At 47.2% G+C, this 13853-nt stretch carries 14 protein-coding genes and 1 riboswitch; of the genes, 12 read left to right on the top strand and 2 right to left on the bottom strand.

What is annotated here, in order from left to right; all coding sequences use genetic code 11:
* Window positions 1–198 precede the first annotated feature (198 nt).
* From AXG56_RS12855 to AXG56_RS12845, 3 genes are read left to right on the top strand one after another with little or no spacing between them, the layout of a single operon-like run.
* Window positions 199–393: an SE1561 family protein gene (locus AXG56_RS12855; protein WP_062514904.1), complete on the top strand. Its 195-nt coding sequence runs from the start codon at window positions 199–201 to the stop codon at window positions 391–393.
* Complete coding sequence (locus AXG56_RS12850) at window positions 390–863, top strand: GNAT family N-acetyltransferase (protein WP_008632210.1); 474 nt, start codon at window positions 390–392, stop codon at window positions 861–863. Before AXG56_RS12855 ends, AXG56_RS12850 begins: the two co-directional genes overlap by 4 nt.
* An 18-nt stretch (window positions 864–881) precedes the next feature.
* Entirely contained in the window at window positions 882–1337 is a 456-nt protein-coding gene (locus AXG56_RS12845) for an OsmC family protein (RefSeq protein ID WP_008632213.1), read from the top strand.
* A 56-nt stretch (window positions 1338–1393) separates the two neighbouring features.
* Here AXG56_RS12845 and AXG56_RS12840 read toward each other — a convergent pair whose 3' ends face one another.
* Window positions 1394–3058: an alpha-glucosidase gene (locus AXG56_RS12840; RefSeq protein ID WP_062514902.1), complete on the bottom strand. Its 1665-nt coding sequence runs from the start codon at window positions 3056–3058 to the stop codon at window positions 1394–1396.
* Window positions 3059–3308: 250 nt separating this feature from the next.
* Here AXG56_RS12840 and AXG56_RS12835 point away from each other — a divergent pair, with 250 nt between their 5' ends.
* The 9 genes from AXG56_RS12835 (at window position 3309) to AXG56_RS12795 (ending at window position 12356) form a co-directional block, all read left to right on the top strand.
* Complete coding sequence (locus AXG56_RS12835; RefSeq protein WP_008632218.1) at window positions 3309–3824, top strand: hypothetical protein; 516 nt, start codon at window positions 3309–3311, stop codon at window positions 3822–3824.
* A gap of 70 nt (window positions 3825–3894) precedes the next feature.
* Window positions 3895–4044, top strand: a riboswitch (FMN riboswitch).
* Window positions 4045–4174: 130 nt separating this feature from the next.
* Window positions 4175–5266 carry a bifunctional diaminohydroxyphosphoribosylaminopyrimidine deaminase/5-amino-6-(5-phosphoribosylamino)uracil reductase RibD gene (ribD, locus tag AXG56_RS12830; RefSeq protein ID WP_026577835.1) on the top strand — a complete coding sequence of 364 codons (1092 nt, stop codon included), beginning with the start codon at window positions 4175–4177 and terminating at the stop codon, window positions 5264–5266.
* A 5-nt stretch (window positions 5267–5271) separates the two neighbouring features.
* A complete protein-coding gene (gene ribE / locus AXG56_RS12825) occupies window positions 5272–5922 on the top strand; it encodes a riboflavin synthase (RefSeq protein ID WP_062514900.1) in 651 nt (216 codons plus the stop codon).
* A gap of 12 nt (window positions 5923–5934) precedes the next feature.
* Window positions 5935–7128, top strand: a complete 1194-nt coding sequence (locus AXG56_RS12820) for a bifunctional 3,4-dihydroxy-2-butanone-4-phosphate synthase/GTP cyclohydrolase II (RefSeq protein WP_062514898.1) — start codon at window positions 5935–5937, stop codon at window positions 7126–7128.
* 15 nt (window positions 7129–7143) lie between these two features.
* On the top strand, window positions 7144–7611 hold the full coding sequence (gene ribE, locus AXG56_RS12815) for a 6,7-dimethyl-8-ribityllumazine synthase (protein ID WP_008632226.1): 468 nt from the start codon (window positions 7144–7146) through the stop codon (window positions 7609–7611).
* A gap of 112 nt (window positions 7612–7723) precedes the next feature.
* The gene (locus tag AXG56_RS12810) at window positions 7724–9148 is read left to right on the top strand and encodes a deoxyribodipyrimidine photo-lyase (protein WP_062514897.1); all 1425 of its coding nucleotides are present in this window, start codon (window positions 7724–7726) and stop codon (window positions 9146–9148) included.
* Between the two features lie 22 nt (window positions 9149–9170).
* Window positions 9171–10412, top strand: coding sequence for an aminopeptidase (locus AXG56_RS12805; RefSeq protein ID WP_008632228.1), 1242 nt, complete (start codon window positions 9171–9173; stop codon window positions 10410–10412).
* Between the two features lie 204 nt (window positions 10413–10616).
* Entirely contained in the window at window positions 10617–11633 is a 1017-nt protein-coding gene (locus AXG56_RS12800; protein ID WP_008632230.1) for an acyltransferase family protein, read from the top strand.
* Between the two features lie 60 nt (window positions 11634–11693).
* Complete coding sequence (locus AXG56_RS12795) at window positions 11694–12356, top strand: type 1 glutamine amidotransferase domain-containing protein (RefSeq protein ID WP_008632231.1); 663 nt, start codon at window positions 11694–11696, stop codon at window positions 12354–12356.
* An 81-nt stretch (window positions 12357–12437) separates the two neighbouring features.
* Here the strand turns inward: AXG56_RS12795 and AXG56_RS12790 are convergent, their stop codons facing one another.
* Window positions 12438–13790 (bottom strand): YjiH family protein, encoded by a 1353-nt coding sequence (locus tag AXG56_RS12790; RefSeq protein ID WP_008632232.1) that lies wholly within the window; start codon window positions 13788–13790, stop codon window positions 12438–12440.
* Window positions 13791–13853 lie beyond the last annotated feature (63 nt).

The following is a 13853-nucleotide window of genomic DNA, read 5'->3' as shown; positions in this document are numbered from 1 at the left end:
CCCTTCGTGATGTTGATCGTTCGGAGTTCCGCAGCTGTAGTGGTCCGACATCTTAATAGGATTCTTAACTAAGTTAAAGGTAAGAGCGGCAGGGTATGCCGCTTTTTTTGTGCCAAATTCTTTTCAACCCACATACCGGCAGGTTAAGATAGAAGTAATAACGATGGAGTGACTAACTATGACAGGAGGGTTTTATCGATGGGCAAAGCCGTACAGCATCCTTCCGAACAGTTTCATTACATTAAGAATCGGATTCATATGTTGAATCAAGTCGTGTCTACCATGGAAGCGGAAGACGTGGATATGGAAGATTTTAACAGGGTCCTGGATATGATTGAACAGTTGCAGATGAAAATGACCCGGTTTAAACAGGACTGGGAGAAAAGCGAATGAATGATATCTGGAAGTTCACCAAAATGACCCAGCAGGAGGCGGAAACGATCGCCGAATGGAAGTACCCAGCCCCTTATGACTTTTATGACATGACAGCGGATGAAGAGGATTACGTGGAATTCATTGATCCAGTTAGAAGAAATCCAGAGACGTACAGTGTCAGCCAGGGAGGAAGCCTCATTGGGTTTTTCAGCTTTACCAAGAACACAGCTGTGGACATCAGCCTGGGACTGCATCCGGAACGTACCGGGAAAGGCGAAGGGGAATACTTTCTCAAACAAGTGCTTCTGTTTGGCCGGTCCCTGTACGGAAACAGACGCTTCACTTTAGCTGTAGCCGCATTTAATAAACGGGCGATTCGTGTTTATGAGCGGTGCGGTTTTTCTTGCACGAAGAGTTTCGAGCAGGCGACAAATGGAGATGTGTTTGATTTCATCGCTATGGAGCATCAAGGATCGAGGACCCCTTAGATAAGGAGAGGAAATAGAATGGCAGATCATCATTTTTACTTGAAAGCCGAATGGCCGGGAGGACGCAACGAAGTCGGCCATATCGATGCAGGAAACTTAAAGACGAAAATATCCATACCCGCAAGCATGGACGGGCCTGAAGTAGGCACGAACCCGGACGAAATGCTGTTGGGAGCAGCTTCAACGTGCTATATCATAAGTCTGGCCGCCATGATTGAGCGTGCCGACCTGCCTTTGCAGGAAATGGATATGGACTCGGAAGGAATTGTCGACGTTACCAATGGTGTTTTTACTTATAAGACGATTATCCATCGTCCACGCGTCGTTTTAAAGTCCGGTTCTGATGAAAAGCAATTATCCAAGCTGAACCGTTTGGTGGAGAAGGCAGAAAAAAGCTGTATGATCTCCCGCGCGATCGAAGGAAATGTTGAACTTCGTCTGGAGGCGGATGTAAGGATCGCCGATGCTGAATAAAAAAAGGAGTGTCTCTGGCTTTCGCGGCGGGAGACACTCCTTTTTTTCTGTTGTATTTAGTTGTTTGAAACGATATATACACGTGCTTCAAACGGTTTGAGTGGAAATTCCTTTGCTTGTATATGCTTTGGTACTTCCATATTGGACAATACGAGAGCACTGGAATCGAGGGAGAAAGAAGATTGAACACGGGCGACGCTGCCTGTCAAATTAGCAAAGACGATCGCTGTCTTGTCATGGAGCGTACGCGTGTATGCGTAAATGTGTGGATCGTCTTCCATGATCAATTCGTACGTGCCGTATGTGAAAAGATCATGGTCTTTCTTCAGGCCGATCAGATTCTTGTAATGATTAAGAATCGATGCGGGGTTGTTTTCCTGATCAGCGACATTAATGGTCTGGTAGTTTGGATTGACTTGGAGCCACGGATCTCCAGTAGTGAATCCCGCATTCGGTTCATCGCTCCACTGCATAGGAGTCCGACTGTTATCCCGAGATGTATTCCAAAGAATTTCCATGATTTCTTCATGAGGGACTCCCTGTTCCTTTTTCTTCTGATACAAATTCTTTGCAGCCACATCATCGTAGTCTTCGATGGAAGGGAAGGCGAAATTCGTCATGCCGATTTCCTGTCCTTGGTAAATATAGGGTGTGCCCTGCATAAGGAAATACATAGTTGCGATGGAGGTGGCACTTTCCCTCCAGTACACTTCATCATCTCCCCATGTGGACACGACACGGGCTTTGTCATGGTTCTCTACGAAGAGTGCATTCCACCCGTCTCCTTCCAAGCCTTTCTGCCAACGGGTCAGTACTTTTTTCAGTCCGGGAATATCCAACTGCTGTTCGGCATTCTGATCCCACAAGTCCAAGTGTTCAAATTGGAAGATCATATCCATCTTCCCATTCTCGCCGACCCATAAATCCGCTTCATCTGCGCTGACTCCGTTCGCTTCTCCAACGGTCATGACGTCGTAATTCGAATAGGTTTCCTCCTTGAATTCTTGAAGGAACTCGTGGATACCTTCCTGATTCATATGCATATCAAAGGAGGAGACGTACTTCTCTTTCTTTGGATTCGGCATATCAGGAAACCCCGGCCGCTTCTTGATATGGCTGATTGCATCAATGCGGAAACCGTCGATCCCTTTCTCGAGCCACCAGTTGACCGTATCGTAGAGCGCCTTCCTTACTTCGGCGTTCTCCCAGTTCAAATCCGGCTGCTTTGTAGAGAAAACGTGAAGGTAGTACTGCTCCGTCTTTTCATCCCATTCCCACGCCGATCCATCAAAAATACTCTCCCAGTTGTTCGGCTCGCTTCCTTCTTTCCCATCCTTCCAAATATACCAGTCGCGTTTTGGATTGTCTTTCGACTGCCTTGATTCCACAAACCAAGGGTGTTCATCGCTCGTATGGTTCAAAACCAAATCAATGATCAGCTTCATCCCGCGTTGGTGGACTTCCTCCAATAGACGGTCAAAATCATCCATCGTACCGAATTCTTCAAGAATATCCTGGTAATCGGAAATATCATAACCGTTGTCATCTTTCGGAGATTTGTACATTGGACAAATCCAAATAAAATCGATGCCCATTTCTTTCAAATAGTCGAGCCGGTCGATCATTCCCTGTAAATCACCGATGCCGTCCCCGTTCGAATCCTGAAAGCTCCGCGGGTACACCTGGTAACCAACCGCTTCTTTCCACCAAACACGCTCCATAACCATCGCTCCATTTCTTTAGGAAATAAAATTATTAATGCAATCGATTGCATGACGAAGGGTATCTATATAGTACTGATTATATAGAAAAATCAAAAAACATCCACTTTAAGATAAACCTTTTTGTGCAAACGTTTTCTTTTATTTGTATCCTAATCGAATATCTTTCGATTTACAATAGGGAGAGGTGTGAAACTTATTACATGATGCAAGCGTAAGCAATAAGAGAGAATACCGGGAGGGTGATTTGATGCGCGGGTACAAAATTGCTAAGGATAAGGAACGACGTGGCATCTGTGTAAGTAATGATTGTGGAGAAGTGATCGGTGAAATTTATAAAACTTCCAAAAGAGGCTTGGAAAAGGAGAATAATTTTCTTTTTTCCTTTCGTTCTCAGGAGGTTTCTTTCGGTATTCAGAAGGGACGCATCCTTTTTGCTGCGTATCGTTATTCCATCTCAGGCATGGAATTCATCTTTAAAGACAACCCCTTGAAAAGTCTGCTTTATTTCTGTGTGGAAGGGGAGGTACGGGGAGACGCCGTAAAGCTGGAGGAGAACTGGAATAAGGAAATAGAAGTAAAAACAAAAAAGAAAGAGCTGGCGGTTATTCGTCCTTTTACATGGAAGACGGGGGCGGATCTGTCGGTTTCTGAGGATGTCACTGAAGATTCTTTCTTGTTTCCCCTGATTGTGCTAACGTATTTTTTATATAAGGTGTATAAGGACGAAACAGCATTCATCGACGGACTGATCGAATGGGTGTAAGGGATTGTCAGACGTAAGGATTGCGAATTTTGTTTGTTTCCGTTATATTTAAAGTGTTCAAATCGAATAAGAGAACCTTCGGGGTCGGGTGAAAATCCCAGCCGGCGGTAAAGAGCAGCTGCTCCAAGCCCGCGACGGAAAGTCAGTGTTAAGCACGGCTTTCCCTGATTTGGTGAAAATCCAAAGCCGACAGTTAAAGTCTGGATGGGAGAAGGTTGTAGGAACGTAATGGTACATTTCTTGAGTTAAGTGTACCCTTTGTTTGCTGTACGCAAAAAAAATTACGTTAACGACCCTGGAGAAGTATGTCTTCTTCAGGGTCTTTTTTTTCAAAAATCGGAGGGATGCAGATGGAACGCGACGAGAAATATATGTCTATGGCTGTGGAAATGGCGAGCAGCACGGTAGGGCAGACGAGCCCTAACCCTTCCGTAGCGGCTGTTGTGGTGAAAGATAACCAAGTTGTCGGCGTAGGTGTCCACGTCAAAGCAGGTGAAGCCCATGCAGAGGTTCATGCGCTGCGGATGGCCGGGGAAAAGGCGGATGGCGCAGAGATCTATGTGACGCTTGAGCCGTGCAGTCATCACGGACGCACGCCTCCTTGTGCACAAGCTGTCATAGATGCGGGAATCAGACGTGTCATCATTGCATCCCACGACCCCAATCCGAGAGTGTCAGGAAGAGGAATAGAGATGATGAGAGCGCATGGCCTGGAAGTAGAAATGGGTGTGCTGAAAGCGGAAGCCGACAAGCTGAACCGCGCTTTCTTCCATTCCATCCAGACAGGAATGCCTTATGTCCGGTTGAAATCAGCCATGAGCCTCGATGGAAAGATTGCAACATCGACAGGCGAGAGTCAGTGGATTACGGGCGAGAAAGCACGTGCTGACGGGCATCGATACCGCCACCTTTCGGACGCTATTCTCGTCGGCATCAATACAGTACTGATGGATAATCCAAAGCTGACAACAAGAATGGAAGGGCAGGGTTCCCATCCCGTTCGGATTGTCATGGATACACATTTGAGGATTCCTCCATCGTCGCAGTTAATTCAAAACGGCGAGGCGCCTACATGGATCTTTACTCTGGAGAACGATCAAAAGAAGAAAGACTTGCTCGAAGAACAGGATCATGTGGAAGTCATTCGAATGGAAGGCTCGACTATTGCCGTCGATGATGTGCTTCGCTATCTTGGAAAGAAGCGGATTACTTCCCTTCTGGTAGAAGGCGGGGCGACTATAGCGGATGCTTTCGTCCGTGCCGGGAAAGTAGATGAAACAGTAACCTATATCGCACCGAAGCTGATCGGCGGCAGAGAGGCGCTGACCCCTGTCGGAGGCAAAGGGATCCAGCAATTGAAGAACGTCCAGTCGTTTGAAGTGATCTTGACGGAAATACTGGGAGACGATGTCAAAGTCGTATCTGTGAAAAAAGGAGAGTAGAAACAATGTTTACAGGAATCGTTGAAGAAATAGGAACGATGAAATCCGTAAAGAATAAGACGGAAGCGTTGGAAGTGACGGTCGAAGCAGATGTGGTAGTAAAAGATGTCCAGCTTGGAGACAGTATCTCGGTAAACGGCGTCTGCCTTACTGTGGCAGGCTTTACGGATAAAACGGTAACCTTCGATGTCATGCCGGAAACCTACCGAGCGACGAATATTCACGAATTAAAACAGGGGAGTCCGGTGAATCTCGAGCGGGCCATGGCTGCCGGCGGGCGATTCGGCGGCCATCTAGTTTCCGGACACATTGATGGAACGGGCACCATCGTTTCCAAGAAGCCGGAGTCGAATGCTGTTTATTATGAGATTGAACTTCCGGACGAACTCATTCATTATTTCGTATATAAAGGATCGATTGCAGTCGATGGTACATCTTTGACGGTCTTCGGTGTCTCAGAGAACAAGGTGACGATATCCTTGATTCCTCATACGGTCGAGCATACAGTTCTCGGCGGGAAGGACCGCGGGGACCGAGTGAATATAGAATGTGACATGATCGGTAAGTACGTAGCCCATTTTCTAGGGGCAGAAAAGAAGCATGAACAAGCGGCTGGTATGTCGCAACAATTTCTTAAAGATAACGGATTTGCATAAGGGGTGAAAACTATGTTTGATTCCATAGAAAAAGCATTGGAAGATTTGAAAGCGGGGAAAGTCGTCATCGTTTGTGACGACGAGGACCGTGAAAATGAAGGAGACTTTATCGGAATTGCAGAACATGCGACTCCTGAGATGATCAATTTCATGATCAAATACGGTCGGGGTCTCGTCTGTGCTCCGGTGACGGAAGCGTTGGCTTCTGATCTCGAGTTGATGCCGATGGTCGATAGTAATTCCGACCCGAACCAGACGGCGTTCACGGTAAGCATCGACCATACCTCCACAACGACCGGGATTTCTGCAGAAGAGCGGGCCCGGACTGTCAGGGAGATGTTGAATCCGGAGGCAACAGCAGCTGACTTTCAACGTCCAGGCCACATTTTTCCTTTGATTGCTAAAGAAGGCGGTGTCCTGAGAAGGGCAGGCCATACGGAAGCAGCGGTGGATTTGGCTCGGCTGGCCGGAGCAAAGCCTGCCGGCGTTATTTGTGAAATCATTAAAGATGATGGAACGATGGCGCGTGTCCCCGATCTGCGGGAGATGGCCGACGAATTTAATATCCCGATGATTACGATTGCAGATTTGATCCAGTACCGCCATAAGAAAGAAAACCACGTCAAGCGTGAGGTGGAGGTGAAGATGCCTACGGAATACGGAGATTTCCGGGCTGTTGCCTTCACGAACGATATTGATAATAAAGACCACATCGCACTTGTCAAAGGAGATATCGATCCAAACGAACCGACGCTTGTCCGTGTGCACTCTGAGTGTCTGACTGGAGATGTCTTCGGATCCTATCGCTGTGACTGTGGTCCACAGCTCCACAATGCATTGAGACAGATTTCTGAAAACGGAAGCGGTGTCCTGCTTTATATGAGGCAGGAAGGGCGCGGAATCGGACTTTTGAATAAGCTGCATGCTTATAAGCTTCAGGAAGAAGGCTTGGATACGGTCGAAGCGAATGAGAAACTCGGTTTCGGACCGGATCTTCGTGACTATGGCGTGGGTGCTCAAATATTAAAGGATCTTGGCATCACTAAATTGAGATTGCTGACGAATAATCCTAAGAAGATCTCCGGCCTCGGCGGCTTCGGACTTGAAGTTGTAGAAAGAGTCCCGATTCAGATGCCGTCCCGCAAAGAGAACGAGCGGTACTTGAAGACGAAACAATCCAAGATGGGTCATTTATTTCACTATTAGAAAGGGAGATGGAACATGGTTAAAACAATAGAAGGAAACTTAGTAGGAACTGGTTTGAAAGTGGGAATCGTCGTAGGGCGGTTTAACGATTTCATTACAGGTAAACTGTACGAAGGAGCAGTCGATGCGTTCAAACGTCACGGTGTAGAACTGAATGATGTGGAAGTCGCCTACGTACCGGGTGCTTTTGAAATTCCTCTTGTAGCCTCCAAGATGGCGAATTCAGGGAAATATGATGCAGTCGTCACCCTTGGTGCTGTCATCCGCGGATCTACTCCGCACTTCGATTATGTATGTAACGAAGCAGCAAAAGGAGTTTCCCAGGCATCGAACCAGAGCGGTATCCCGGTGATCTTCGGTGTCATTACAACAGACACAATTGAGCAGGCAATCGAGCGTGCGGGTACGAAAGCTGGTAACAAAGGTTGGGAAGCAGCCACTGCGGCGATCGAGATGGCTACATTGATGAAGCATTTCGAGTGATTTAATACACCAAGAGCTGTTCAGTTCCATCTGAGCGGCTCTTTTTTTATACGTCCGGTTTATGGCTTTTATTAAAAAGGAAAGGATAATAGAGAAGGAGTGGAAGAGAACAATGACAAAGAGAGCGGTCTGGTTCCGCAGAGACTTACGATTACAGGACAATACAGCATTAGCGAAGGCTTTGGAGCATACAAAGGACGGGGATGAACTTCTCCTGTTCTTTCATATACACCCGGCTTTAAATGAATCATTTACAGCAAGGCATGATTATTTCTTCCAAACCCTTGCATCTTTCGTTGAAAAAGCAGAAGATGCCGGGGCGCCGGTTCATTTTATTACAGGGGATACAGAAGATGCATTTGAAAATTTAATCGAAACTGCCGGGATCGATATGGTTTATTTTAACCGAGACGAAACAGGGTTCGGCTATGAGAGAGATAAGCAGGTCGAGAAATACGTAACGTCTCTGGATGTCGACGTCTATCATTACTTGGACCACCATATTCATGGTGCCGATGAAGTGAAGAAGCAGGATGGCGGTTTTTACAAAGTTTTCACTCCTTATCTGAAGAAGTGGAAGCAGCTTCCGAAACCGGCGGTGCAGAAAGTCGATGATGAGTTACTGAAGAAAGCTGCCGTCGATGAGCGTGCCTCGTTCAAGGAAGGGGAATCCGCGTATGCTGATTTGCTCGAAAAAATCAAAGCAGATTTCGGCGGTGTCGGGGAAGCAGATGCGTGGGCACGTCTGGAACAATTCCTTGATGCGGATATTTACGATTATGACGAGCGCCGTGATTTCCCTGCGGTCGATGGGACAAGTCTGATGTCCAGGTATTTGAGGACCGGTGCCATTTCTGTACGCAGTGTCTATCATCAGATCCATGACCAGGTCGACTTCCGTAAGAAAACGGAAGGAGTGGAAACGTATATATCCGAGCTTGCCTGGCGTGATTTTTATAATATGATTTATCACTTCTATCCGAATGCACATGATGAAGAAGTAGTAGAAAAGTATCAAGGGATTCCCTGGAATAATGACGAAGACGTATTGGAGCGTTGGAAAGAAGGAAGGACCGGATTTCCTATCATTGATGCGGCGATGAGGCAGTTGAACGAGAGCGGCTGGATGCACAACCGGCTCCGTATGGCGGTTGCGTCATTTTTGACGAAGGATTTGCTGATGGATTGGCGGAAAGGCGAACGTTATTTCCAGGAAAAACTCGTCGATTATGATCCCGCCTCCAACATCGGGGGATGGCAGTGGGCGGCTTCAACCGGAACGGATCCGGTCCCATATTTCCGCGTATTCAACCCGACCCGGCAGTCCGAAAGGTTCGATCCACATGGGCGGTTTATTAAAGAATGGCTGCCGGAGCTGCGGGACGTCCCGAAGAAGTATATCCACGAACCAGCGAAGATGCCGGAGAACGAACAAGAGAAAGCGAAGTGTATGATCGGGGAGGATTATCCGGAACCGATGGTTGATCATAAACGAATGCGTGAGAGAGCGATTCAATTATTCAAAGATAAATCATAACAGTCTTAGAGGAGGTATATAGATGAGTTTTCAGAGGAAACTGGAAAAATACGCAGATATTGCTTTAAAGAAAGGTGTTCATTTACAGCAGGGACAGGGGCTGATCATCAACGCCCCCATCGAAGCAGCTGATTTCGTGCGCACCATCGGGGCGAAAGCATACGGTAGAGGAGCTAAGGACGTCCACATGGAGTGGAGCGACGAAATGTTGAATTACATGAAGCTTAAGAATGCCCCGATGGAAGTGCTGGAACATTTTCCGGAATGGAAAGCAGAAGGGCTGAGGCAGATGGTGGCAGACGGCTACGCTCTTCTCAGCATTTATGGGCCGGACCCCGACCTTCTTAAGGATGTGGACTCGGAACGCGTGGCGAAAGCGAATAAAGCGAGTGCAGAAGCGTTGACCGAGTATCGGGACTACGTTATGAATGACAAAACCACCTGGTCTGTCATCGCTTATCCACAGAAAGCGTGGGCAAAGAAAGTGTTCCCTGACGATTCAGCCGACAAAGCGCAGGAAAAGCTGTGGGAGCAGATCTTCCATATTACGAGAATCGATCAGGAAGACGCTGTACAGGCATGGGAAGACCATAATGACAGGCTTCGAAAAATCCGTGAATTCCTGAATGGAAAGCAGTACAAGAAACTCCACTACAAGGGACCCGGCACGGACCTGTCCATCGAACTTGTGCAGGATCATATTTGGCACGGGGGATCAGCTGTTTCTGAAGGAGGGGTTGAATTCAACCCGAATATCCCGACAGAAGAAGTGTTTACCATGCCTCATAAAAACGGAGTGCAGGGGACGGTGACAAGCACCAAGCCTCTTAATTACGGTGGGAATCTGATTGATAATTTCACACTGACTTTCCAGAATGGTATGGTGGTCGACTTCTCTGCAGAGTCGGGAGAAGAGACGCTGAAGCATTTATTGGAAATGGATAATGGGGCGAAACGGTTAGGGGAAGTTGCTCTCGTACCTCATGAGTCTCCGATCTCCCAGTCCGGACATATATTCTTTAACACACTTTATGATGAGAATGCCTCCTGCCACTTAGCACTTGGAAAGGCTTATCCGACGAACGTAGCAGGCGGATCCGGCTTTACGAAAGAGCAGATGGATCATCATGGTGTTAATGACAGTCTCATTCACGAGGACTTCATGATGGGTTCCGGGGCGCTGGATATTGATGGAGAAACCCATGATGGAAGTTATGAACCTATCTTCCGCAAAGGAGCATGGGCCATTCCCCTGGAAGATTAATCAAGGAAAGACACCCCGTCGGACGGGGTGTCCTCTTTCTTTTTTGACGGATCATTTACAAACACTTTCCATCCTTGACATTCGTATTACAGTTCATTTAAATTGCGATGAATACCGCTTGGATTGTTCATAAATGTGGTAACAATAGGGTAGAGATAAATTACTGAGACAACTTTTTCTATTCATAAAGAAGGGTGAGACCACATGAAGCGTGATGCTTTTTTTGACAATGCAAAGTTGGTGTTGATTTTCCTTGTCGTTTTCGGACATTTGATACAGCCGTTCACCGGCGATTCCAGACCTATGTACACCCTTTATACATGGATCTATACGTTCCATATGCCTGCATTCATTTTCCTTGCTGGATTCTTTGCGAAAGGCTCCGGCGAGAAGGACTATATTATGAACTTAGCGAAGAAGCTGATTCTTCCTTACTTGATATTCCAACTCGTTTATACCGGGTATTACTTCTTCATCGGTAAAGAGTCTGAATTGACCGGTATTTTCTACCCGCACTGGTCCCTGTGGTTCTTGTTCAGCTTGTTCTGCTGGCATATTCTCCTTTACTGGTTCAAGAAGGTACCGCCGATTCTCGGGGTGGCGATTGCCGTCCAAATCGGAGTGGTGGTTGGATACTTTACGGATATCGGTCACCATTTCAGCTTGTCACGAACATTCGTATTCTTCCCGTTCTTCCTTGCTGGTTACTGGTTGACGAAAGATCATGTGAAGCAGTGGAGAACGCGAAGGGTAAGAGAAATCAGCCTTGTGATTATGGCCTCTGTCGCTGTATTGATTGCGATGTTTCCGGAGATCAGTTCCGGATGGCTGCTAGGTTCTAAGTCATATGAGGTACTCGGCAGTCCGGAAATGGGCGGTATCGTCCGTTTGGGAATCTATGTTCTAGCCGGAATTATGATGGTCAGTGTTCTTTCCTGGATACCGGGAAAAGAATTCCGTCTCACTTATTTGGGCGGAAAGACCCTGTATGTCTACTTGCTCCATGGCTTCTTCATCCAGTTTTTCCGTCAGGCCGGCTGGTTTAAGGTCGATAACGTATTCGACGTGCTCGGCCTCGCGATTATTGCGGCAGCTATCGTATATCTACTGTCCAGCAGCATAATCAGGACGTTGACCCAGCCGCTGATCGAAGGACGCTTCCAACTGATTAAGAAATGGTGGAGCCGTATGGTAAATAAAGATTCCACCTTCCAATCTTAATGATTGAAATGCCTGGACTTGCGAATAATAGGAAAGATATTTGCAAGGAGGGGTACAGATATGACGAAAAAAATCCTGATGATTGTAACGAATGCCGATCGTATGGATGGGAACGAAACGGGACTCTGGTTATCTGAATTCGTCGAGCCCGCCACCGCATTCATGGAGGAAGGCTGGGAAGTAACCGCAGCCAGCCCTCAGGGTGGACGGCCTCCCATTGATCCGAACAGCTATAGTAACGAACTTCCCCGGTTCTGGGACGGTGTGATGGAACCCATCCATGATACGGTTCCGCTGGGCGCTGTGGATCCTACGAAATACAGTGCTATCTTCTTATGCGGTGGACACGGGACGATGATTGATTTTCCTGCTAATGAGCATTTAGAGGAACTGCTTCGGCATTTTCTAACCGAAGGGAAAGTTATCGCCTCTGTCTGCCACGGGCCGGCCGGATTTATCGGAGTGAAAGACCACAACGATCAGTTGCTCCTGGAAGGTCGGAAAGTGACCGGATTCACAAATGAAGAAGAAGAGAAGACGGGGCTTGCTTCTGTCGTGCCGTTTTCTCTGGAAGACCGCATGAATGAATCCGGTGCCGTGTTTGATAAGGGGGAGGACTACAGCGATCATGTCGTTGTCGATCTTCCGTTTATCACCGGGCAGAATCCTCAATCCAGCTTAAGTACAGCCCAAAAGATTATAGAGGAATTGAAAACCCGCTGAGTGTGATCTCAGCGGGTTTTTTAAGTACATGCATGTATGAAAAAAACCGCCGAGAGAGAATTCTCGGCGGGAGTTAGGATTTTAGAACAGGAAATGTGCAATTAGTGTAATGATCGGAAGTGTAATGATGGTACGTTCAAGGAAGATAATGAACAAGTCCTTCATATTGACCGGCACCTTCGATCCGAGCAGCAGCCCACCGACCTCAGACATGTAGATCAACTGAGTTACGGAAAGTGCAGCAATGATGAATCGTGTCATTTCACTTTCGATGGAAGAACCGATAATGGCAGGCAGGAACATATCGGCAAATCCGACGAGAATGGTTTCTGATGCTTCTTTCGCATAAGGAACCTGCATGAGCTCAAGTAATGGGATAAACGGTGTTCCAATCCATGCAAAGAATGGAGTGAATTCGGCTACCACTAGAGCCAGCGTCCCTAGAGCCATGACAATCGGGGCGACACCCATCCACATGTCCAGGATGTTCTGCGCTCCCTGTTTGAAGAAGTTGGCGAGGCTTGTAGACTTGCTTCCTCTTTCTACGGCTTTGGCATAGCCGTAAGTGAACAGATTGTGGTGTTCGGGTACTTCTTCGTTCTGGTCTGCTGGTTCCTCTGTAACATAGGTGTCCGCTTTGCGTGAGAGCGGAGGAATACGCGGCATGATTAAAGCAGCGATAAATCCAGCAGCGACGACGGTCAAATAGAATGGTATGAACATATCTCCCAGCCCTACTTCTTTAATGACCACAAGGCTGAAGGTGATGGATACGACAGAGAAGGTCGTCCCGATGACGGCAGCTTCCCGTTTAGTATAATAGCCTTCTTCGTATTGTTTACTTGTCAAAAGGACACCGATGGTTCCATCTCCGAGCCAGGATGCGAGGGAGTCAATCGAAGATCTTCCCGGCAAACGGAACAACGGCCGCATAATCTTCTGCAGCACGACGCCGAACATTTCGAGCAGGCCGTAGTTCAATAAAAGCGGCAGGAACAAGCCTGCGAACAGAAACACGGCAAATAAGACGTGGAGCAGGGAATCGAGCAGCATGCCTCCGGTATTCTCAGAGGTGATGGCCTCCGGACCGATTTGGAAGTACACCATAATGGCGAAAATCATTCCTAAAACACGAGTAAATGCCCAAACGGGTGACACATTAAATAATGATTGGAAGAACGGTTTATCCTCCAATGCATTTGGTCCTGCCAGCTTCGTCAAAATCGTGCCGATGGCAGTTATCGTAATAATGATCGTCATGATCAAGGATAAGTAATCAGCTAAACCTGTCTCGACCCATCCAGCCAGTATGGCGATAGGAATCGTAATCGCGCCGTCTTCGCCGGAGATCGGGAACATAAAAAGAAAAATACCGATCAGGGACGGAATGATGAAGCGCAGGTGTGAAGTAAGCTTAAAGTCTCTAGCTTTCATCCGGAATCTCTCCTGTCGTTCAGTGTTGTTTTATTTATAAGCATTTGAGAATAATTATACAGC

The sequence above is a fragment of the Halobacillus sp. KGW1 genome (assembly GCF_001592845.1).
In the GTDB taxonomy this organism is placed as follows: domain Bacteria; phylum Bacillota; class Bacilli; order Bacillales; family Halobacillaceae; genus Halobacillus.
Note: the sequence above shows the minus strand (reverse complement) of the source record. Positions and strands in the feature narration are given on the sequence as shown.